The 21,316-nt window shown below is 48.6% G+C and carries 16 protein-coding genes; 6 read left to right on the top strand and 10 right to left on the bottom strand.

Features of this window, described 5'->3' with window-relative positions; all coding sequences use genetic code 11:
- Positions 1-141: 141 nt before the first annotated feature.
- From P2H89_RS04630 to P2H89_RS04615, 4 genes are all read right to left on the bottom strand, one after another.
- A complete protein-coding gene (locus P2H89_RS04630) occupies positions 142-1,578 on the bottom strand; it encodes a TolC family protein (protein ID WP_275825362.1) in 1,437 nt (478 codons plus the stop codon).
- On the bottom strand, positions 1,571-4,738 hold the full coding sequence (locus P2H89_RS04625; protein ID WP_275825361.1) for an efflux RND transporter permease subunit: 3,168 nt from the start codon (positions 4,736-4,738) through the stop codon (positions 1,571-1,573). The genes P2H89_RS04630 and P2H89_RS04625 overlap by 8 nt, the downstream gene beginning before the upstream one ends.
- Before the next feature lie 26 nt (positions 4,739-4,764).
- Positions 4,765-5,847 carry an efflux RND transporter periplasmic adaptor subunit gene (locus P2H89_RS04620; RefSeq protein WP_275825360.1) on the bottom strand — a complete coding sequence of 361 codons (1,083 nt, stop codon included), beginning with the start codon at positions 5,845-5,847 and terminating at the stop codon, positions 4,765-4,767.
- A 152-nt stretch (positions 5,848-5,999) separates the two neighbouring features.
- Positions 6,000-6,422: a hypothetical protein gene (locus P2H89_RS04615; RefSeq protein WP_275825359.1), complete on the bottom strand. Its 423-nt coding sequence runs from the start codon at positions 6,420-6,422 to the stop codon at positions 6,000-6,002.
- A gap of 270 nt (positions 6,423-6,692) precedes the next feature.
- On the opposite strand from P2H89_RS04615, the gene P2H89_RS04610 reads away from it, so the two are divergent.
- Positions 6,693-7,937 carry a hypothetical protein gene (locus P2H89_RS04610; protein ID WP_275825358.1) on the top strand — a complete coding sequence of 415 codons (1,245 nt, stop codon included), beginning with the start codon at positions 6,693-6,695 and terminating at the stop codon, positions 7,935-7,937.
- A gap of 134 nt (positions 7,938-8,071) precedes the next feature.
- Here P2H89_RS04610 and P2H89_RS04605 read toward each other — a convergent pair whose 3' ends face one another.
- Positions 8,072-8,722 carry a carbonic anhydrase family protein gene (locus tag P2H89_RS04605; RefSeq protein ID WP_275825357.1) on the bottom strand — a complete coding sequence of 217 codons (651 nt, stop codon included), beginning with the start codon at positions 8,720-8,722 and terminating at the stop codon, positions 8,072-8,074.
- A gap of 171 nt (positions 8,723-8,893) precedes the next feature.
- A complete protein-coding gene (locus P2H89_RS04600; protein ID WP_275825356.1) occupies positions 8,894-9,211 on the bottom strand; it encodes a hypothetical protein in 318 nt (105 codons plus the stop codon).
- A 169-nt stretch (positions 9,212-9,380) separates the two neighbouring features.
- Here P2H89_RS04600 and P2H89_RS04595 point away from each other — a divergent pair, with 169 nt between their 5' ends.
- A complete protein-coding gene (locus P2H89_RS04595; RefSeq protein ID WP_275825355.1) occupies positions 9,381-10,772 on the top strand; it encodes a S41 family peptidase in 1,392 nt (463 codons plus the stop codon).
- A 102-nt stretch (positions 10,773-10,874) separates the two neighbouring features.
- On the opposite strand, the gene P2H89_RS04590 is transcribed toward P2H89_RS04595, so the two are convergent.
- A complete protein-coding gene (locus P2H89_RS04590) occupies positions 10,875-11,348 on the bottom strand; it encodes a hypothetical protein (RefSeq protein WP_275825354.1) in 474 nt (157 codons plus the stop codon).
- Between the two features lie 205 nt (positions 11,349-11,553).
- Complete coding sequence (gene dnaA / locus P2H89_RS04585; protein ID WP_275825353.1) at positions 11,554-12,987, bottom strand: chromosomal replication initiator protein DnaA; 1,434 nt, start codon at positions 12,985-12,987, stop codon at positions 11,554-11,556.
- 936 nt (positions 12,988-13,923) lie between these two features.
- Here dnaA and P2H89_RS04580 point away from each other — a divergent pair.
- The 4 genes from P2H89_RS04580 (at position 13,924) to P2H89_RS04565 (ending at position 19,110) form a co-directional block, all read left to right on the top strand.
- Positions 13,924-15,510: an FAD-dependent protein gene (locus tag P2H89_RS04580; protein ID WP_275825352.1), complete on the top strand. Its 1,587-nt coding sequence runs from the start codon at positions 13,924-13,926 to the stop codon at positions 15,508-15,510.
- 103 nt (positions 15,511-15,613) lie between these two features.
- Positions 15,614-16,546, top strand: coding sequence for an ATP-binding cassette domain-containing protein (locus P2H89_RS04575; RefSeq protein ID WP_275825351.1), 933 nt, complete (start codon positions 15,614-15,616; stop codon positions 16,544-16,546).
- A 9-nt stretch (positions 16,547-16,555) separates the two neighbouring features.
- On the top strand, positions 16,556-17,872 hold the full coding sequence (locus tag P2H89_RS04570) for an ABC transporter permease (protein WP_275825349.1): 1,317 nt from the start codon (positions 16,556-16,558) through the stop codon (positions 17,870-17,872).
- Positions 17,873-18,195: 323 nt separating this feature from the next.
- Complete coding sequence (locus tag P2H89_RS04565) at positions 18,196-19,110, top strand: hypothetical protein (protein ID WP_275825348.1); 915 nt, start codon at positions 18,196-18,198, stop codon at positions 19,108-19,110.
- Positions 19,111-19,667: 557 nt separating this feature from the next.
- Here P2H89_RS04565 and P2H89_RS04560 read toward each other — a convergent pair.
- Both P2H89_RS04560 and P2H89_RS04555 read right to left on the bottom strand, forming a co-directional pair.
- Positions 19,668-20,078: a carboxypeptidase-like regulatory domain-containing protein gene (locus tag P2H89_RS04560; protein ID WP_275825347.1), complete on the bottom strand. Its 411-nt coding sequence runs from the start codon at positions 20,076-20,078 to the stop codon at positions 19,668-19,670.
- Between the two features lie 174 nt (positions 20,079-20,252).
- Positions 20,253-21,251 (bottom strand): sugar phosphate nucleotidyltransferase, encoded by a 999-nt coding sequence (locus P2H89_RS04555; protein ID WP_275825346.1) that lies wholly within the window; start codon positions 21,249-21,251, stop codon positions 20,253-20,255.
- Positions 21,252-21,316 lie beyond the last annotated feature (65 nt).

Here is a 21,316-nt window from a genome sequence, read left to right as displayed (position 1 = left end):
AATAAAAACCTACCTGGGGGGCCTCCCCGGCCCTACCCATAAAAAAACCCGCAGCACAGGCTGCGGGTCTATATGTAGGGATCAATAACCGGGTAACCGAACGGGAACCAATGTTCCGGACCTGGCTGGTATAGTCGAGACCTACTTCCATCCCCCACCCAACGCGCGGTAAATATTCACCAACGCATTCATCTGTTGCTTTTGGGTTTCTACCAGTTCGAACCTGGATTCCAGGGCATCGCGCTGTGTCAGCAATACCTCCATATAATCGGCACGGGCCGATTTGAACAGGTCGCCGGAGATGTCGATGGACTGCGTCAACGCTTCTACCTGTTTTGCTTTCAATGCATAACTTTTTTCCAAATTGCCGATGTTGGACAACTGGTTGGCTACTTCGATGTACGCATTCAGGATCGTACGCTCGTATTGATATATAGCCTGCGTTTGTTTTGCATTGGCATTGTAATAATTGGCCTTGATCGCGTTCTTGTTGACCAGGGGCGCCATCAGATCACCCACCAGTGAATACAATATCGATTCCGGCGTTCTTAACAAGTAGGCCGGACTAAAAGCATTATACCCGAACGAAGCCGATATACCAACTGATGGCAGGAACTGCGCTCTGGCCACCTGTATATCCAGCTTGCTGGCGGCCAGCTCCATCTCAGCCTTCCTGATATCGGGCCGGTTGACGAGCAATTGTGCCGGTAAACCGGCATGCACCGGTCCCATCCTATCTTTTTGAAATGCTTGGGCATCCCGTACGATGGGCTGCGGATACCTGGCGAGCAGGAGGTTGATCCTGTTCTCCGTTTCGGTGATCTGCTGCTGTATCGCAAATTGCAGGCTTTGGGTATTGAGCACTTCCGCCTCGAACTTGCGTACTGCCAACTCCGTTGCCCGTGCCGCTTCTTTCTGTGCCTTCACTATTTCAAGGGCATTCTGTTGGATACCGATATTTTGCTTTACGATATCCAGTTGATTGTCCAACGCCAGCAACTCATAATATGAATTGGCGATCTCTGCGATGAGGTTGGTGATCACAAAATTCCTGCCCTCTACCGACGCGAGGTATCTGCTTACTGCCGCCTTCTTTGCATTGCGCAGTTTGTGCCAGATATCCACTTCCCAGGTGGCGTAAGCACCCACGAGAAAATCGGGCAGCGGCTCGGGCATTTCTTTGCCAGGCTTTATCTCGGTGGAGGCATCACCAGCTCCCTGGCTGGTATAGCGACCAACCTTTTCCACACCGGCGCCGCCCCTTATTCCTACAAAGGGCAGGTATTCTCCCTTGCGGGCCTGCACTTCGTTGCGGGTTATCTCGATCTCCTGCAAGGTGATGTTCAACTCCTGGTTATTCTTCAGGGCCGTATCGATCAGCGCACGCAGGTTTTGATCGGTAAAAAAGGTACTCCATTGCACGGTACCCGAATTGAGGGTATCGTGCGTGGCCCCATAACTATCGGGCACTTTGTTATTGACTTCTTTGGTCGTCAAAGCCGGCGCCTTGCAGGCCGTGTAGGCCAGGACGATGGCCATGATCGCCCCGGTGCTTTTATATAATTTGTTTCTAAACATGGTGATCGATTTCTTCGGTTAATGGATTCTCATCTTCTCCTTTTATCAGTTTGCGTTTGGCGGCCAGGCTGCCAAATATGTAGTACAATCCCGGTATCAGGATAACCCCGAATATTGTACCCAGCAACATGCCCCCGGCCGATGCCGCACCAATGGTGTGGTTACCGATGGCACCGGGCCCTGTGGCAAATAACAGAGGGATCAAACCGGCGATAAAGGCCAGCGATGTCATCAGGATCGGACGGAAACGTACCCGCGCTCCTTCGATAGCCGCCTGCAATACGGTGGCGCCTGCCCGGTGTTGCTGCACCGCAAACTCCACGATCAACACCGCATTCTTACCCAACAGTCCCACGAGCATTACCAAACCTACCTGGGCATAGATATCATTGGCCAGGCCCATGACCTTCACCAATGCAAATGCACCAAATACGCCTGCGGGGAGGGAAAGGATCACCACCAGCGGCAATATGAAACTTTCGTATTGTGCAGCCAGGATGAGGTATACAAAACCCAGTACGATGAGGAAGATGTAAACAGCCTCATTACCACGCTCAGTTTCATCTTTGGAGAGACCTTCCCAATCGATGTCGTACCCACGCGGTAATACCTGTGCTGCCACTTCCTGGATGGCTTTGGTAGCTTCGCCACTACTGTAGCCCGCTGCGGGCTCACCACGGATGGCCGAGGAGGTGTACATATTGTACCGCGTGATCTCATTTAAGCCGTGTGTCTTTTTAATGGACATGAAGGCCGAGTAGGGCACCATTTCATCGCGGTTGTTTTTCACGTACAACTTCATAAGGTCGTCGGGCAAGGCGCGGTATTCAGGAGAGGCCTGCACGTATACTTTCAGCGCGGTACCAAACCGGATAAAACCTAATTCGTAGGTACTACCAATGAGGATAGAGAGGTTGTCCATCGCTTTGCCGATGGATACCCCTTTCTGCATAGCGGCCTTGTTATCGATCTCCAGTTCGAACTGCGGATAGTTGGCACTAAAGAAGGTAAACAGTCCGGTAAGTTCTTTACGTTTCTCCAACGCGGCCATGAACTCATCGTTCACTTTTTCCAGGTCGCGGTAATCATCGCTATTGGTTTTATCAAGCAAACGAAGCGCGAAACCGCCGGCTGCTCCATAACCGGGCACGGCAGGGGGACCAAAGAATTCGATCGTAGCGCCGGGTATCTCTTTTGATTTCTCTTCCAGCTCCTCGATGATCTCGGTAACGGAATGCTTCCGCTCGGACCAATCTTTCAGGTTGATCAAACAGGTACCTGCGTTGGAGCCACGACCTTCTGTCAACACTTCATAACCGGCCAGCGCTGATACCGATTGTATGCCTTCGATCTTTTCGGCAATCTCCTGTACGCGACGCGAGAGCTCGTTCGTCCGCTCCAGGGTAGAGCCCGGTGGCGTTTGAATGATCGCGTAGATCATACCCTGGTCTTCGCTGGGAATAAAGCCTGAAGGCAGTTTACGGCTGATGCCGAATATGCCTAACCCGAATGCTGCCAGCAATCCGAATGTGACCAGCCTGCGGTTCACGATCACTTTCAACAGTCCTGTATAACTACCGGTGAGTTTTTCGAACAGTCGGTTGAAGCCGTCGATCATCCGGTTGATGGGCGATTTCTTTCGTGGCTTGCCATGGTTGTTCTTCAGGATCATGGCACACAATACCGGCGTGAGCGTTAATGCCACCACGCCCGACAATACAATGGCTGTTGCCATTGTGATCGAGAACTGGCGGTAGAAGATTCCTACCGGTCCCGACATGAAGGCTACCGGTATAAATACCGCTGCCATTACAAAGGTGATCGCCACAATGGCGCCGGCTATTTCATGAATTACTTTAACCGTGGCCTGATAAGGAGAAAGATGTTCCTCTTCCATTTTAGCATGGACCGCCTCGATCACCACGATCGCGTTATCGACCACAATACCGATGGCCAGTACCAAGGCAAAGAGCGTGATGAGGTTGATCGTTAGTCCAAACAGCTGCATGAAGAAGAATGCACCAATGAGCGATACAGGCACCGCCAATGTGGGAATGAGGGTCGACCGCCAGTCGCCCAGGAACAGGAACACCACAATGGCCACGAGGATGAATGCCTCTCCCAGGGTGTGTATTACTTTTTCGATCGAGGCATTCAGGAAGCTCGATACATCGTAACTGATCTCGTAGTTCATGCCGGGCGGAAACTGTCCGGTCTTGATCTCCTGCAACTTCTCCTTGATCCGCTTGATCACATCACTCGCATTACTGCCATAGGTTTGCTTGAGTACGATGGCCGCAGAGGGGTGACCGTTGAGGTTGGAGTAGATGTCGTAGAATTCACTGCCAAACTCCACCTCGGCTATGTCTTTCAAGTAAAGGATCTCCCCTTCGGGATTGGCGCGGATGATCACATCCTGGTACTGTTCGGGCTTGTTGTAACGGCCTTTGTAGGTCAATACATATTCCAGGGCCTGTGAGCGTTTACCGTCGCTTCTTCCCAAACGGCCTGGTGATCCAATGATACTTTGAGAGCCCAGGGCTTCCATTACTTCTTCGGTAGAAACGTTGTAAGCGCGCATCCGGTCGGGCTTCAGCCATATGCGCATCGCATATTGGCGGCTACCCAGGATCTGCGCACTACCAATTCCTTTTACCCGCCGTAGCTCCTGGAGGATATTGATGCTGGCATAGTTGTAGAGAAAATTTTCATCGGCCTTGGCATCGGTACTGTATACGTTCACATACATCAGCATGTTGGGCTGCAGGATGTTTACGGTAATACCTTCCCGTTGTACCAGTTCGGGCAGCCGGCTGGTGACCTGCTCAATCCGGTTCTTTACGTTTACGACGGCCTGGTTGGGATCGGTTTCCAGGTCAAACACTACCTGGATATTCGCTTCACCGGCACTTACTGCATCGGATGTGATATACTTCATGCCGGGCACACCGTTCACCGCTTTTTCCATGGGGATCAATACGGATTGCACCAGCACTTCGGCGCTGGCGCCGGGGTAGGCCACACTCACGATCACACGGGGTGGCGCAATAGAAGGGAACTGTGAGGTGGGCAGGGTATTGATGGCCAGTATCCCCATAAAGATGATAACAAGGGAGATCACGATCGCGAAGACCGGCCGCTTCATAAATATGTTAAACATGCTCTTACTTTTTTGGTGGTACAGAATTATTCGCTCGGCAATACGAGGTGCGCGATCACGGCTTTGGGTTCTTCAAAGTCGTAAGCGATCTTGTCATTGTTCTTTACTTTGCGCAGACCTTCCAGCAGGATGCGGTCATTCTCGGTAAGCCCTTCGCGTACCACAAACAAGTCGGACATTTCGGCCGCCACGGTGATGGGCTTCAGCGTAACCACGTTGTTCTTATCTACTACAAACACATATCGTTTGTCCATGATCTCGAGCGTTGCCTTCTGGGGTATGATGAGGGCACCTTTCAGGGCTACCTGCATCAGCACGTTACCGGTTTCGCCGTGGCGCAGCCTTCCTTCGGGGTTGGGGAAAGTGGCCCTGAACGCGATATTGCCGGTTTCGTTATTGAACTCGCTTTCGATAGTCTCCACGGTACCTGCATGATTGAACTTTTCTTTGTTGGCCATGAGCAGGTTCACGGTTTTACGCTCTTTAGCGGCATTGTGTGCTGTGTAATTCAGGTATTCGGGTTCGGATACATTGAAGTACACCCACATCTGGCTATTGTCGGACAAACGGGTCAGCAATTCGCCTTCTTCTACCAGGCTTCCCAATTTCATTTCGAGGCGGTTGATCAATCCATCGAAGGGTGCACGGATCTCTGTAAATGCCAGGTGTGCTTTGGCCAGCGACAGCTCGGCTTTGGCGCGGTTGAATTTTGCCCGGGCCATGGCCAGTTCATTTTTGGATACGATGTTCTTTTCGGTGAGCGACTCGGTATTCTGCACTTCGATCTGTGCCACGTCAACTTCGGCCTGCGCTTTCTGCATTTCTGCTTCGTACAGGGTAGGCATGATCTTGAACAGGAGTTGACCCTGCTTTACGGCCTGCCCTTCGTCTACATAAATGGCTTGCAGGTAGCCTTTTTCCTGCGCCCGCAGCTCGATGTTTCGAATGGAGCGGATCTGGCACACATACTCATTGGTGATCGTGGTGTCCATCTTGAGTGGACTCGTTACCAGTAGTTTGGTGGACTCTTCTTTTTCGTGATGTTCGGATTTGCAGCCTGCATAGCATATAGCTGCGCTCAAGCTCATGAACAGGAGTGTACTTTTCATATAAGTTTATAGGTGTGATTAAAGTGTCGGCGATGTTAGGGTTGGGTACAGACAATAGAAGCTCCATCCCACCTGGCGTAACACCAGGGCGGCAAGCAATTCGGGATATGAGTGTTAAATACGGGGATAAAGCAAGAGGGGGGAATTGCAGATCAAATCCTGAACACACAATGGAAGATGCACTTACTGCCGGTTGGCGAAGTAGTTTGTTGCCCCTGGAAAATTCGTAGTTGCTGGTCGGCCAACAGGAGATCGGCACTAAGGTATCCAGCTGTTAACAGGTGATTGTTGTGCGCCAGCGAATGCTTTTTAGAAGAGGTATCATCGTCGTCCTCTTCCTCCACTTCTGCCAACACGGGTTCGTCCTGCGCAGGGGTGTTGTTTCGCTGATCATTCTTTTGAAAACCCGCGTTTTGTTCGTGGTTGTTGATAAAGGCGGTGAACTGATCGACGCCCCGCGGAAGGATTATGCGGACACGGTTGTGGTGACCGGGATTCGATGTTGGTCGCAGAAAAAAGTATCCCTGCAACAGTAATAAACAGATTGGTAGTACGAATCTAAGTAAAACCTTCATCGCGCGGCAAATGTAGCAGGTAGAGCATGTGAGCCCCACCGGAAACACCCCGTTAACAAATCAATAACCATCCTTTATAGCCTGTGGACCTTGCAATAAAAGGTTCTTTTTCACCGGGTTCATGGCAAGTTGGCATCCTTGCCTACCGGGTCTTTGGACGGTGGAAGCTGTCGTTGAGCGGTATTTCGCCGGGGCTCTCTGTAAGGTAATTAGCTTCCCGCTTCTGTCGTATATTTATTATACACCATTTGTTGTGAAACCTATTCATCCATGAAACTACTTGTTACGTCGACGATCGTATTGATGACACTCCATGCAGCGGCTCAGGGCTACGGCACAGACTATCCAGGATTTTTGCAGGCTGCTGCCAACAAGAATCTCCCCGAATGTATTGACCGCGGCAATCAATTGCTGCAGGGAACCCGCCACCCCAATATTCTCTACAAACTTGCCGAATGTTATTGCCAGGCAGACAGTGCCGCCCAAAGCATCCGCCTGCTGCAAGAGCTGGGCGATAAAGGGTTGCCCTACAACCTGGTTGAGAACCCGAAGCTGACTGGTATAATGGCCGATCCTGCGTTCAAAGCCCTGGTGAAAAAGTTTGATAGCAACAGGAAGAGCGTGCAAAACAGCATGGATGCTTTTACGCTCAATGATGCGCGGCTGATCCCCGAGGGCATGGCTGCCACCTCTGATGGCCGGCAATTCTTTGTCGGCAGTTTGGCTCAAAATAAGGTGGTGCAGTATGGTGTGGGGGGCAGTCAGAAAGACCTGGTCGTCCCTGGACAGGATGGCGTATGGATGGTGCTGGGCATGAAAGTAAGTGCAGACAATAAGACCTTGTGGCTATGCAGCGCCAGTGAAAGAGATTCAGTGAATGGTTACTCGGGCATCTTTGGTTTTGACCTGGCCAGCGGCAGGTTGAGAAAAAAATTCACGGTCGATAATAAGGCCGGGGCTCACCTTTTCAATGACCTTGTTTTTGCGGGTAACGATGTACTGTATTTTACGGATAGCAAAGCGGGCAAATTGTGGAGGCTTAACCTGCAGGATGGTGCTATGACAGCGATGGAAAGCGGTGCACTTGTTTATCCGAATGGGATTGCGCTCGATGAGAAAGCCCAGGTACTTTATGTGGCCGACTTTGTGGGCATCAAGCGAATCGACCTGAGGGATCATTCTGTAACGCAACTGGTTTCGAAGGCACCTGCTTACCTCAACCAGGTCGATGGGCTTTATTTCTACAAGCATTCGTTGATCGCCATCCAGGACTCTGGCAACAACGACGACCGCATTGTACAGTTTTACCTCGACCAATCCGGACATGCCATCGAACGGGTGAAGGTGTTGCAGTCTTTTCACCCCGACTTCATCATTCCAACTACCGGAGTGATCGTAAAAAATGACTTCTATTATATAGCGAACAGTCAGCTGAGAAATCTTCAGCCCGATGGCACACTTACGAATGCAGAACAACTTAAGAAGCCATTGATCAAGAAGGTCAGGCTGGATTGAGAGTCTTGGCTGCGGGGGCATTATCCATCGAGCCAAAATTGGATCGCAGGTTGAGTGTGGTATGGAAAAACAAACAGCCCTCTGCAGGTGCAGAAGGCCGTTGTATCGTATTTCAATAATGCGGTCTTTATTTACTAAGCCACCAGCTCACCGGCTTTCACTTTTTCCTTGATGAACTTCACTTCACCGGTTTCTACCTGGTAATAGGCGGCAGCCAGTCCGATCTCGCCATTCTCGTACATTTCGCGGAGGATGGGGCTGCGTTCCAGTATTTCCTCGAGTGATATGAGTGTATTGGCGTGGGCAACTGCTTCTACAAACTCAGCACCAGTAGCTTGCTGACCTCTCTCTTCCTCTACCTTTTCGATAGCAGGCTTCACTTTGTTGAGCAGGCCTGTAAGGTGACCCAGTTCTACATGGCTGCAAGCACCTTTGATGGCGCCGCATTTGCTGTGACCGAGCACCACGATCAGTTTTGAACCGGCTACTTTGCAGGCAAACTCCATGCTACCTACGATATCGTCATTAACAACGTTACCTGCGATACGAACACTGAATACATCACCCAATCCCTGGTCGAATACCAACTCGGCTGATGTACGGCTGTCGATGCAGCTCAGTATCACTGCAAAAGGCCATTGACCTTCCTTGGTTTCATTCACTTGCTGCAGCAGATCACGGTTGTATTTCAGGTTGCTGACAAAACGACGATTTCCTTCCTTCAAAAAGTCCAAAGCCATTTCGGGTGTAGTAGTTGCCTGTGTCTCCTTATTGTGTGTTCTCATGATAATCGTGTTGAATTAATACTTCCGTATTAATGGTTGAGGAATTTCGTTACCCCTTGTGGGTACGACTTTAATTGATGATAACTGCTGTACGATCCTGACTCCTTCGACAGGATAATAGATAAGTGCGCTTTCAGCTGGCAAGGCCGTTGCTGTTACGGCTGCGTTTGCTTATGCGTTCATGGGTTCAGGAGGCAATAACAGGTCATCGCCATGTTGCCAGGGCAGACTGGCGCAACGATGTACATAGAAGCGTGTTTTGCGGGAGCATTGAAGCGCATTCGACATCCAGGCAACGAGATCGTGTTCTTCCATAAAGGAGGGATCTTCGTCGATCACGTGCTTGGCAGCTTCTGTTTCTGTTTCGGTGCAAAGGGCCGATTCAATATCTGCTGCCATTGTTTTCGCCGGAGCTGTGAGGCGGTAAAAGCTAACGCCCAGCAGCAACAGGAAGCAAATTGCGGTCAATATTTTAACGATTCCCTTCATTGGATTGCGAATATATATAAAAGCCCTCTTTCTCCCGTCACGGGCTTGTTAAATCTATATTAGAAGAAATGAACATCAAGCAGTTATATATTCCCCAATAATTTTTCAGGTCGGTTTCATTTTATTGCCGGAAGCTCGGTATTTTCAACAATACCTAACCTGTCCATACATGAGAATAATCTTTATTGCGTCGCTGTTGCTTGCGACTGCTGCCAGCAGGGCCCAATCCTGCGATTGCGAAAAAGAATTCCTGCACATCAAAGGATTTATGGAAGCGAACTATGCAGGCTTTAAAGACAAGCTTGCCGTGATAACCCCCGCCGTGTATGAACGAAAAAGCAAGGTGTTCCTTCAATTGAGTAAAAAAAACGGCACCGGCGAACAATGCCTGGCTATCATTACCGCCTGGCTCGACATGTTCAAGGATGACCATGTTCAGGTGAGCATCAATTTCGACGCGCTTAAGCTAGACTCACAATATATCAGCAGCCGGCCAATTCATCCGATTCCCGAAAAGAAGTTATCAGCGCTTCAGAAATCCAAGGGTCCGGAAGGCATTTACCTTTCGCAATACGACTCCTCGTACCGGATTGCTGTGATCAAAGATCAATCACCCCTTCATGATTATGTGGGCATCATGGTCAATTCAAAGATCCCCAACTGGAAACCGGGCATGACAAAATTCGAGGGGCACTTTATCAACGACACTGTATTGAAGGGCGTTTTGTATATGCGCAACCACATGCCCAAGGTCGAGTACTTCTACCTCGGCAAAAACGTCATTGGAGGCGACTGGCTGCGCGAAGGCTCCGCTAAAGAAAAACGCAATGTCACGTATGAACCCGTTGCCTCGCGCCAACTGAGCGACAAAACCTTTTATATTAAGATATCCAACTTTTCGCCTTCCAACGCCAAGAACATCGACTCTCTGTTTACCACCCACAAAGACCTGCTGAGCAAGATGCCTTACCTGGTGATCGATGTACGCGACAATGGTGGCGGAGCCGATTTTGCCTATGGCCCCCTGGTCCCCCTGCTGTATACCAACCCCAACACAACCACTGGTGTTGATGTATTGGCTACAGACGCCAACATCACCGGATGGAAACAATTACTGACCGATCCCGACCTGCCGGAAAGTTCCAAGAACTCCGTCCGCGACATCATCGGGAAAATGGAAGGCGGCAAAGGTCGTTTTGTAAGTCTGGGCAACGATGGAGTAGACTCCTCCCTTACACCGCTGGCCTTTCCAAAGAAAGTGGTGTTCCTTATCAATGGCGGCTGCGCCAGCACGACAGAACAATTGTTGCTATACGCCAGGCAAAGCAGTAAGGTGATCCTTGCCGGAGAAAATACAGACGGGACGCTCGATTACTCCAATATGCGGGAGCATCCCTTCTCCTGCATGCCTTACATACTTAACTATGCCACCACACGAAGCCGAAGGATCGACAAAGGTGAAGGCATCGACGAAAAGGGCATTCAACCCAACGTTCGGTTAAAGCCGGGAACGGATTGGATAGCTGAGGCTGTCAAGCTCCTTGAGCAAGCGCCCAATTAATAACTGGTAAGCACATAAGATATATCATCTAAAAAGGCCCTTCGGAATTCCGGAGGGCCTTTTTACTATTATTTAGGGAAGTCAAGTGAGCAGTATGCTATGTTAATTGACCCGCACGTATTTTTCGATGTTGAGCCTGTCGACGCCGAGGTCCTGTATCTTCTCGATACCTTTTTGTATCAACGTATCTCCTTTAATGGTTACGGTAAACTCGAAATTGTTGCCTTCCCACTGGCGTGCGGTGCAATACTCGAGATGCTCCGTATACAAGGTATCCTTCAATATATAGCTTCCGCCGCCCGAAGAATAAAGGGCTGCCGAATCTTTGCCCTTGCTGAGATCGTGGTGCAGGAAGGCAAAGTGACTGTCGTTGATGATCTTGATGAATGATTGACCTTTGGTATAGTCCGTGACCGTGGTATCCCCTTTCTGGATCAGGGTGCCGGTGAGCAGCTTCCAGGTGCCTGTTACCGCCGTGGCAGCAGGTTTCGTAGCCACTTCAGCAGCAGGTTCGGAAGGTGTTTGCTGACAGGCAGCCAATAAAGAAAACAGCAAGGCAGTCGTAGTTAGTCGCATAATAACTTGATTGGGTTTGTGAACCAAGTTACTAACTATTATGCAACGAAAATGTCAGGGATGATAGGTGATACCCAGGTCTGCTTTTTCCCAATGCACTCCCATGCTGCTACTGGCAAGTTGCCTCATAACGTAAATAGCGGGACGTAAAACAAAAATCCCGCTCTGTTAGGAGCGGGACCGTATAAGCAATTAAATATTGTCATCACATGGCGGCGAGCTGAACCTTTTGCTGAAGCTCCATTACGCTTTCGCGGAAAGTGCTATCGGTATCCATCAGGTCTTTTACCGTTTGGCAGGAGTGGATCACGGTGGTGTGGTCACGTCCGCCAAAATGTTCTCCAATCGTTTTAAGAGAGTTCTTCGTAAAAGCTTTGGCCAGGTACATAGTAATCTGCCTTGCCTGCACAATTTCCCGTTTCCGGGTCTTTTGCAGCAACTTGTCGTAGGATACATCAAAGTACTCACAGACCATTTTCTGTATGGTTTCGATAGTGATTTCTTTGCTGCTTGTTTTCACAAAATTACGGAGTACTCGTTTAGCAAGATCGAGGTCAATTTCGCGCTTATTGAGCGAAGATTGTGCCAATAATGAGATAAGGGCGCCTTCCAGCTCACGTACGTTGCTATTGATGTTATAGGCCAGGTATTTTACTACCTCGCGCGGCATTTCGAGACCGTCGTTCTTCATTTTCCTGTCGAGGATCTCGATACGCGTCTCATAATCAGGCACCTGCAGGTCAGCGCTGAGGCCCCAGCGGAAACGGCTCAGCAAACGCTCCTGAACACCCTCGAGGTCCTTCGGAGGTTTATCGGAGGTCAGGATCAGCTGTTTGCCACTCTGGTGCAGGTGATTGAAGATGGCGAAAAAGGCATCCTGCGACTTTTCGGCCCTGTTAAAGAACTGCACATCGTCGATGATCAGCACGTCTACCAGCTGGTAGAAGTGGATAAAGTCGTTGATGGCATTGTTACGGCTATGGTCCTGGAATTGGTTGATGAACTTCTCAGAACTTACATATAAAACCACTTTATTAGGATGCAGGCGCTTTACATCGTTTCCGATGGCCTGGGCCAGGTGGGTTTTACCCAAACCTACGCCACCATATATAACGAGTGGGTTGAACGAGCTGGCACCCGGTTTTTCGCCTACCGTTTTACCGGCGCGGCGGGCTACACGGTTGCTATCGCCCTCCACAAAGTTTTCGAATGTATAAATAGGATTCAACTGTGGATCGATCTGCATCTTCTTCAAGCCCGGGATCACAAAAGGATTCTTGACGGGATTGTGAATGATCAGCGGAAAATCCATTTCATTGCTGGAGTAAGTTTTATAACCATGAGTAGGGATATCCATAGTTAATGGCTTGTTGTTATGATTACCACTATCCACCATGATACGGTACTCCAGCTGTGCTTCTTTACCCAACACCCTGCGCAAAGTTTTTGCGAGCAGGTTTACATAATGCTCTTCGAGGTATTCATAAAAGAATTGGCTGGGAACCTGAATCACCAACACATTACCTTTTATTTCTACGGGTTTAATCGGCTCGAACCAAGTTTTGAAATGTTGCCACTCAACGATGTCCTTTATTATCTCCAAACAATTGACCCAAACTTTATCAAAAGACTTTGTCATTATGCTAACAGCAGTTTATTATGTTGAGTTAAGATTATTCCTGAACTAAATCATGCCGCCTAGAACCGCGTTTTTCTATGGATGTTGGATAATGCTATACTTCCAAAAAAAGTTTTGCAGGGGTGCGAATATCAAAATTTCTATCTGAATAAAAAAATGTTTATTCCCTTGTTTTTTTGATCTCACAGACAGATACAACCTCTGCAAATTTGCTGCCTCATTTTCTCTTACCAGAAGTTTTTGGAACAATTGATCACACACGGTACAACAAGTATGTACTGCACTCAGTTCTTAGGGTTTACAATTTTTGTCCGTAGGCGAATAATAAGAAATACTTCCAGCACATAAAATAAGTAAGCGCTGCCAACTTATTTTATTGCATTACATCAGTTCAATGCTTTCGCTACCGCTGATACAAGATTTTAATAACCGGCTTCTGTCACCGGCCAATGGTTGAGTCGTTCTTTGAAAAAACATTCTACACGGTACAATTGAATAACTCCGGGTGGTGTTGCAGGAATGCCCTATGAAGAAAGAAAAGGATGTCATATGGGAAAAAGCTCTCTTCATATATAAGCTGTGATGCTATTGAAGATACAAATAATTTAATACGGACCGCATATTGTTTCCACTTTTTTTACGCCTTGAAATCAAAATATTTATTTGGCCATTCAGCATCCTGTCACCCTAAAAAAAACTAACTTATACACTACCCACTTTTGGGTACTAATACGCTTATTTTACCCATGCTGTTTCCATAACGATAGTTAGTAATCAGCCTTCTGCTGTCAGTACTGCTCTTATTTTGACATGACAATGTTGCTATAATTTTTTTATGGATGAACTTATTATATATAGCTATTTTTGCGCTTCAGCCGACAGCTTGTTCTAAGTCAAACTGTCATCAACCGATTTTTAGGTTAACTGCCTAACATCATGCAACAACAATGTACACTCAAGTTGCTGCCCGCCGAAGCAGCCTCACCCGAAAAGGTGCAACAATATGCGGCTTCCCATTTTGGTATTCCCGTATCGGCTATCAGTGGTTTTCATATCCTCAAACAATCTATCGATGCCCGTAGCAGGCAACCCTGGATACTACTTACGATTCGTGTTTTTATGCACGAACCTTTCCATGAACGTACCATTCAACAACTTGTTTTAAGGGATGTGTCCAAAGCTCCCCAAAAAGTGATCGTAGTGGGTGCAGGACCGGCTGGATTGTTTGCAGCCCTTAAACTCATTGAAGAAGGTATTCAACCCATTGTATTGGAAAGAGGTAAAGATGTGCGTGCCCGACGCCGCGATCTTGCCTTACTCAATAAAGAAGGAGTTATTAATCCGGATAGCAATTACTGCTTTGGTGAAGGTGGCGCCGGTACTTACAGCGATGGCAAGTTGTATACCCGTAGTAATAAAAGAGGTGATGTAAACCGCATCCTTAATATATTGGTGCAGTTTGGCGCCGATGAAAAGATCCTGTATGATGCTCATCCTCACGTAGGCACCAATAAACTGCCCCAGATCATCACCGCTATCCGCGAAAAGATCATCGATTGCGGCGGCCTCTTCCTGTTTGAAAAGAAAGTAACGGACCTTATTATTAAAGACAACATCATTAAAGGTGTTGTTACTGCGAGTGGAGATAGTTTTGATGGAGATGCAGTAATACTAGCCACCGGACACTCAGCCCGCGACATCTTTGCCTTATTGCACCGGAAGAAAATATTGATCGAAGCCAAGCCTTTTGCCCTTGGCGTACGCATTGAACATCCACAGTCCCTGATCGACAGCATTCAATACCATTGCCCCACACGTGATGCCTTTTTACCGCCCGCTTCTTACAGCCTTGTACAGCAGGTTAACGAACGCGGCGTTTTCTCCTTTTGTATGTGTCCGGGTGGTATCATCGCTCCCGCTTCTACCGATGCCGGCGAACTGGTGGTGAATGGCTGGTCACCTTCCAAAAGGAATAATCCCTACGCCAATTCGGGTATGGTAGCTTCGGTAGAGATGCCAGATATTGCGGCGTGGATCAAAAAAGCGGGAGGCAAAATACCTGTATCCGTGCAGGATCCCTTATCGGCTATGTACTTTCAACAATCGGTAGAACAAAAGGCCTTTCAATATGGCGGTGGTAAATTCGTAGCGCCGGCGCAAAGAATGGCCGATTTTACCCAACAAAAGGTTTCCACTACCCTACCCGACTGCTCGTACCTGCCCGGACTCCAGTCTGCCCCGCTCAATGAGGTTTTACCCGATTTCATTTATACTTCCCTCCAAGGCGCTTTCCGCGAGTTTGGCAAAAAGATGAAGGGCTATTTCACCAACGACGCTATAGTGGTGGGTACAGAGTCGAGAACATCCTCACCCGTCCGCATACCCAGGCACCCCGAAAACCTGCAACATCCACAGATTGCCCGGCTGTATCCCTGTGCCGAAGGAGCTGGCTACGCGGGCGGTATCGTAAGCGCCGCCATGGATGGTGAGCGGGTGGTAGCCGAATTTGTTAAAATACGCTAACAAATAATGGCTGCTTCCTGTAATAAATTGACGGTATTGTCTACTAAGAGAGCGGTTCTTTATCTTTAAGAGCCTGGTTCGTTCCAACTAAAACCCTCAATTCATGAATATTCTGGAGGTCAAACACCTTAAAAAGTATTTTGCCACACAGAAAGCTGTTGATGACATCAGCTTTACTCTGGCAGAAGGCAGCATTTTTGGCATGCTGGGCCCCAACGGCGCCGGTAAAACCACCCTGATCCGGATGCTCACGGGCATTACCTTTCCCGATGAGGGAGAGATCATCTTCAATGGGCGTCCGCTCGATCCTGTAAAAGATATTGGCCTTATTGGCTATATGCCGGAGGAAAAAGGCCTTTATAAGAAGATGAAGATCGGCGAACAGGCCCTGTACCTGGCCCGCCTGAAGGGATTGGGCAAGCTTGAAGCCATGGAGCGGGTAAGGGAATGGTTCACCCGTTTCGAAATGCAGAGCTGGTGGAACAAAAAGGTAGAAGACCTGAGTAAGGGAATGCAACAAAAGCTTCAGTTCGTGACCACGGTACTGCACCAACCTAAACTCATCATTCTCGACGAACCCCTTAGCGGCCTCGACCCTGTTAATGCCGACCTGATCAAGAGAGAGATCTTCCGCCTTGCCAAGGAAGGCGCCAGCGTCATTTTCAGTACACACCGTATGAAAGAGGTGGAAGAGATCTGCGACCATATCATCCTCGTCAATAAAGGACATAAAGTGCTCGACGGAACGGTAAAAGAGATCAAGCAACTGTACAAACAAAACTTATTCAGCATCAGCGTCGACAATATACCAGCCACCATCAACACCAGTGCATTTAAAGTGGTGAAACAGGAGGCAGACCAACTACTGGTAAAAGTGCAGGAAGGCCATATACCTAATGAAGTATTGCAATACTTCCTCGCTGCGGGTGTAAACATCCATTCCTTCCAGGAGCAGTTGCCTTCTTTACACGACATCTTCATCCGCGTGGTAGAAGACACGCCCACTGCCCGTCAATTTGAAAAAATAACTGCCTAAAATCTTTGTATGAATAAGACCTGGATTGTTGCACAACGCGAATTCAACAGTAGGGTAAAGAAAAAGACCTTCCTGCTGAGCACTATATTATTTCCCCTGCTCATTTTCGGCTTCTATGCGCTGATGATCTATTTCTCGGTAAAAGGGAACGACGATCTCCGCATTGCCATTGCCGACAGGGCCAATGTATTCAACGGCAAACTGGAAAGCGATAAAGAAGTAAAGTTTGAGTTTGTAAACGATACTTCGAGGGCCTCACTCGACCAAAAAGTGGCTAAGAAAGAGTTCAGCGGTTACATATTTATTCCTGCCAACTATAACCCGCTATCTTCCGATACCATGAATGTCTTTTACAACAAGACCATCGGTATGATCAGCCAGGAGCGTATTGAAAGGCGGGTCAACAAATTGCTGGAGCAAAAGCGGTTGCTGGCGCTCAACATTACCCAAACCCAGCTCGACAGTGCACGCCGTAGTTCTGAAGTAGAGTTCAAGCCTATTTCGGGCGAGAAAGACAAGAACAAGGCCGGCCTTAGCTATGCGGTAGGCTTTATTTCCGGCTTCCTTATATATATCATACTCTTCATTTACGGCACCATGGTCATGCGCGGTGTGGCAGAAGAGAAAGTGACCCGTATAGCCGAAGTGATCGTGAGCAGCGTGAAACCCTTTCAACTGATGATGGGCAAGATCATCGGCATCGGCGCTGTGGGCTTGCTGCAATTCATCATCTGGATCTTACTGGGTACGGTAACGATGGCCGTGATACCCTTATTAACGGGCGGCGACGCATCGGCTGCGCAAAACATTCCCGGAGGCGCCGGCGCCATGGCTACTGCCGCCCAAAGCGGTGCGGGCAGTGCCTTTATGGCCGTGATGGACCAGATCAACTTTGCCCTGTTGCTTCCGTGCTTCCTGTTCTACTTCCTGGGTGGTTATCTCCTGTATTCATCACTCTTTGCGGCCGTGGGCAGCGCGGTGAATGAAGATCCGCAGGATGCACAGAGCCTGATCCTTCCCATCACCCTACCGATCATTTTCGGTATCGTAATCATGACCAAGGCGGTAAACGACCCCACCAGCAACCTGGCCATTTTCGGCAGTTTGTTCCCCCTCACCTCTCCGGTGGTGATGATGGCGCGTATAGCCCATGGCGTACCCGATGGTGTAAGCGCACTCGAACTGGTACTGAGTATGGTATTCCTCGTGGCAGGTTTCCTGTTCACCACCTGGATGGCCGGAAAGATCTACCGTACCGGTATCCTCATGTATGGAAAGAAACCCACCTGGAAGGAAATGTGGAAATGGGCTTTCCGTAATCACTAATAACCCGGCGCCAAATCCTATATCAAGCGCCACGACATAGATTATTGAAGGCCGCCCCTGGACTGCGCTAAGGAATGAGAACATTCCAGGCAGCAATTCGGGGGCGGCCTCTTTATGTAGCCTTGTAACCTAAAAGGACCTAACCCTTCGAATGGCCCAAGGCATCTGCCATACAGGTCACCCACCAGTGCCACCTCCCGGCCACCTGCCCCCCAATTGTTAAAATAATAGCTTTCTCCAGACGCCATGCTACATTTTACGAAACATATCGTACATTTATACGAAGAGCATCGTATTAGTCATCTAAACAAAACCCATTGCGCATGAAAATCAATAAGAACCTCGTTCGCTGGGGCATCCCGGCGCTCGGTGTAGCCACCGCCATTACCCTGGTCGCCTGGAAAGAAAGTCCCCGCCAAACCCCGCACCTACCACAACTTATTCAGGACACCCTGCCCAATCAAAAAAAGAAAGCTACCCGCGAAAAAGAAGAAAAAGACTTCGACAAGGAGATCCGCCAGTTGGAAGAAGCCAAATCAAGCATGAAAAATGTTGACTGGGAGCATGTGAACAAGGCCATGGATGAGGTGCGCAAAAACTTCGACTCAGAAAAGATTCAGCAGCATATTGAGCTGGCCATGAAGCAGGTGGACTTTGAGAAGATAGAAAAAGAGATCGAAGCCTCGCTGAATAAGGTGGATTTTGAGAAGATAGAAAAGGAGATCAATCAATCTGTCAAAACTGCACTGTCAGAAGCAGATAAGAAGTCTATCCAGAAAGAGCTGGCCGAAGCGAAGCTGGAAGTAGACCGCGAACTCAAGAACAAAGACTGGAAGAAGGAGCTCGAAAATGCGAAGATTGAAATTGAAGAATTGAAGAAAATAGACATGAAAGAAGTGCAGGAGGAGTTAAAAGCTGCCCAGTCAGCATTTGACCGGGAAATGAAAAACCTCGATAAGGAGAAGTTTGACCTTAAGGTGGACCTCAAAGATGCCTGGAAGGAGATCGATAAAGCAACACTTGAAATTAAGGGCTACCAGGAAATGGTCTACAGCCTGGAAAAGGAAGGCCTCCTAAGCACCAAAGGCGATTACACCATTAAATACAATGAAGGCACGCTGACCGTTAACGGCAAGCAGCAACCCAAGGCAGTGGCCGACCGCTATAAAAAATATTTTAGCCATGAAAAAGTAACCGTCCGCAAAGAGGACGGCAAAATGGACGTAGATGTAGATTAAAGTGCAACTTTCTCATTTGACTGTAAACGGGGCTGTTCTCAGCTCCGTTTTTGTTTATGGGGAGGGTTAGGGCCCTTCTCTGAACGGATTCCGCACTTCAGAATGCTCCTTATAAATTGATTATCTGTCAATTACAATGCGTTCATTTGCACGTAACCGCACTGAGGATTTTCGCTGGAGTGTACAAATATGCGTACAACCTACTCTCCATCAATAGCTTACCCCTATACTACCAGCACCGGAAAATAGCCCGAACGGCACTGTTTAGTGAATGGCAGTGCGGTTTGTAGTGGATATCAGTGCCGTTATGAGAGGAGTACACCCGAATAACACCCGAAGTATACTAGCAAAAAAACGTGGCTGATAGTAGGCTTTGCCTTAGGCTACACTACTTCTTTTCGTTGCCGTCAACGCCGCCAATCTGCGACTTTTAGGGGAACTAACTGGCTCGCCCGGTAGCCCTAAGGGTGGTCAAGGATCGCAGAGCCGCCGACGGGCACAAAAAAACCGGTCGCGCCAGGGGCGCGACCGGTTGAGTATCTTAAGATTTGACCTGATTATTCGCTATCCATCATCCGCAGGGGATGGAACACATCGCTTTCGTCGTCGGCCCCTTCATTGCTGATGTCGAAGCTCAGTTTTAAAGGAACGCCCTCTTTCAGGGTAACGCCTTCTTTACGAAATGTTTTGTAACCCTTCTTTTCCAGGATGATGATCAATTCGCCGGCAGGCATTTGAGGAACTTTGAAATTGCCGGCCGCATCGGTAGTAACCTCTTTTTTATCCTGGCCTTTACCAGCGATAGATACAGTTACACCCTGAACCGGTTTCTTACTACCCATCTCAGAAACGATGCCCGAGATGGCTGGTTCAGGTTTTCCACGGTCGTCACTGCCATTATTTGCTTTAGCAAGCAAGGCAAGAGGAAGCATTGCAGCAAGCAATAACAGTTTTTTCTTTCCTCTCATAAATTAGCGTTTAAAAGGTTGGCTAAGTTTGGTTACTGCCATTCATCACTGGTTTCGGGTGCCCATCCTTCATAAAGACACGTGGCCCCTAAAGAATGTTGCATAATTCCCCAGAAAGTTACTCAAACTTCCCCACCCATTAAAGCCGATCATGTAATTTAATTACGGAACTTATCAAGACTCGCCCAGGTCGATCTCGGTATTGTCGCCGATGTTGAGGCTGCGGCTCTCTCCCTTTACTTCCGTATCGCTGCCGATGAGGGAAGTGGTGAGCACGATATCGTACAGGTCGGCAAAGGAGCCGATGATGGATTCCTTGATGATGGAATAATTGATCGTGGTCTTTTCACCGATGGTTACATTGGGACCGATGATCGAGTTCTTTATATTACATCCTTTCGCAATGCTTACCGGAGGTATAATGATCGTGTTATCCAGCACCGATTCGGCGGCGATAGACCCGCCAAACTTCTTGAGCATGGTAGCGTTCGACTCGAGCAGAGTTTCCTTCCGGCCGCAATCGAACCAGTTCTGCACCTTGAAGGCCTGGAACCTGGCTCCCTGGGTGATCATACACTCCAGCGCGTCAGTAATACTGAACTCGCCCCGGCTCATCACCTGGTTGCGGATATTGTTTTCGAGGCAATTGAACAGCAGGGAAGATTCCTTGATGCGGTAGATGCCCACGAGGGCCATATTGGATTTGGGGATCTGTGGTTTTTCCACCACCCGGCTGATGAAGCCGTCCTCCCCCATTTCCGCTACGCCAAAACTGCGGGGATCGTCGACCCTTTTCACACCCAGTGACGAACCCGGCATGTCGAGTACAGCCTTCACGTCGTATTCGGCGATGGTGTCGCCCAATACGATAAACATCTCGTCGTCGGCCACGATGTTTCGGGTGAGGGTGATCGCATGGCCAATACCATGACGCTCGCTCTGGTACACGAAATGCGCCTGCAGTCCGGGATATTTTTCCTTGACGTAATCCTGTATCTTTTCGCCGAGATAGCCAACGATGAAAATGAATTCATTGATGCCGGCGTCTTTCAACTGATCAACAATTATGCTTAGAATTGTCTTTCCTGCGAGAGGAATCAGTGCCTTGGGTTGTGTATATGTATGAGGGCGTAACTTAGTACCTGCACCAGCTACGGGAATGATCGCTTTCATTGAAAAACAAGTAAGTTGTTTTTTCGAAGCCGTGAAAATAGGAAAAATTATTCGTACCGATATTA

The sequence above is a fragment of the Paraflavitalea sp. CAU 1676 genome, assembly GCF_029223285.1.
Classification (GTDB): Bacteria; Bacteroidota; Bacteroidia; order Chitinophagales; family Chitinophagaceae; genus Paraflavitalea.
The sequence above is the reverse complement of the archived record's forward strand: the minus strand, read 5'-3'. Positions and strand labels throughout refer to the sequence as shown.

Excerpts from the sequence above, each read along its gene's own strand:
- P2H89_RS04560 (WP_275825347.1), bottom strand. The coding sequence starts at position 20,078 with ATGAGAGGAAAGAAAAAACTGTTATTGCTTGCTGCAATGCTTCCTCTT.
- P2H89_RS04620 (WP_275825360.1), bottom strand. The coding sequence starts at position 5,847 with ATGAAAAGTACACTCCTGTTCATGAGCTTGAGCGCAGCTATATGCTAT.
- P2H89_RS04555 (WP_275825346.1), bottom strand. The coding sequence starts at position 21,251 with ATGAAAGCGATCATTCCCGTAGCTGGTGCAGGTACTAAGTTACGCCCT.
- dnaA (WP_275825353.1), bottom strand. The coding sequence starts at position 12,987 with ATGACAAAGTCTTTTGATAAAGTTTGGGTCAATTGTTTGGAGATAATA.
- P2H89_RS04595 (WP_275825355.1), top strand. The coding sequence starts at position 9,381 with ATGAGAATAATCTTTATTGCGTCGCTGTTGCTTGCGACTGCTGCCAGC.
- P2H89_RS04605 (WP_275825357.1), bottom strand. The coding sequence starts at position 8,722 with ATGAGAACACACAATAAGGAGACACAGGCAACTACTACACCCGAAATG.
- P2H89_RS04580 (WP_275825352.1), top strand. The coding sequence starts at position 13,924 with ATGCAACAACAATGTACACTCAAGTTGCTGCCCGCCGAAGCAGCCTCA.
- P2H89_RS04570 (WP_275825349.1), top strand. The coding sequence starts at position 16,556 with ATGAATAAGACCTGGATTGTTGCACAACGCGAATTCAACAGTAGGGTA.
- P2H89_RS04565 (WP_275825348.1), top strand. The coding sequence starts at position 18,196 with ATGAAAATCAATAAGAACCTCGTTCGCTGGGGCATCCCGGCGCTCGGT.
- P2H89_RS04590 (WP_275825354.1), bottom strand. The coding sequence starts at position 11,348 with ATGCGACTAACTACGACTGCCTTGCTGTTTTCTTTATTGGCTGCCTGT.
- P2H89_RS04575 (WP_275825351.1), top strand. The coding sequence starts at position 15,614 with ATGAATATTCTGGAGGTCAAACACCTTAAAAAGTATTTTGCCACACAG.
- P2H89_RS04630 (WP_275825362.1), bottom strand. The coding sequence starts at position 1,578 with ATGTTTAGAAACAAATTATATAAAAGCACCGGGGCGATCATGGCCATC.
- P2H89_RS04625 (WP_275825361.1), bottom strand. The coding sequence starts at position 4,738 with ATGTTTAACATATTTATGAAGCGGCCGGTCTTCGCGATCGTGATCTCC.
- P2H89_RS04610 (WP_275825358.1), top strand. The coding sequence starts at position 6,693 with ATGAAACTACTTGTTACGTCGACGATCGTATTGATGACACTCCATGCA.
- P2H89_RS04615 (WP_275825359.1), bottom strand. The coding sequence starts at position 6,422 with ATGAAGGTTTTACTTAGATTCGTACTACCAATCTGTTTATTACTGTTG.
- P2H89_RS04600 (WP_275825356.1), bottom strand. The coding sequence starts at position 9,211 with ATGAAGGGAATCGTTAAAATATTGACCGCAATTTGCTTCCTGTTGCTG.